Source organism: Mesorhizobium sp. GbtcB19, assembly GCF_019091085.1.
GTDB lineage: Bacteria > Pseudomonadota > Alphaproteobacteria > Rhizobiales > Rhizobiaceae > Mesorhizobium.
In genome coordinates this window covers 1-232 of the sequence record NZ_JAGXJY010000585.1, presented here as the reverse complement: position 1 = coordinate 232, position 232 = coordinate 1, and the positions used below count along the sequence as shown (strand labels likewise).

The 232-nt window shown below is 65.5% G+C and carries 1 protein-coding gene; it reads left to right on the top strand.

Features of this window, described 5'->3' with window-relative positions; genetic code table 11:
• A partial coding sequence (locus tag KVT37_RS33120; RefSeq protein ID WP_217579114.1) for an AAA family ATPase occupies nucleotides 1-232 on the top strand: 232 nt, incomplete at both ends.

Genomic DNA, 232 nt, shown 5'->3' with positions numbered 1-232 from the left:
CAGCAGCGCGCGGGCATAGCGCGGGCGCTGGCGATGAATCCCAAGGTGATGCTGTTGGACGAACCGACATCCGCGCTCGATCCGGAACTGGTCGGCGAGGTGCTGCGCGTCATGCGTTCGCTCGCCGAAGAAGGCCGCACCATGCTGGTCGTCACGCATGAGATGGGTTTGGCCCGCGTCGTGTCGAGCAAGGTTATGTTCCTGCACATGGGCGGGGTGGATCGGGTGGGCG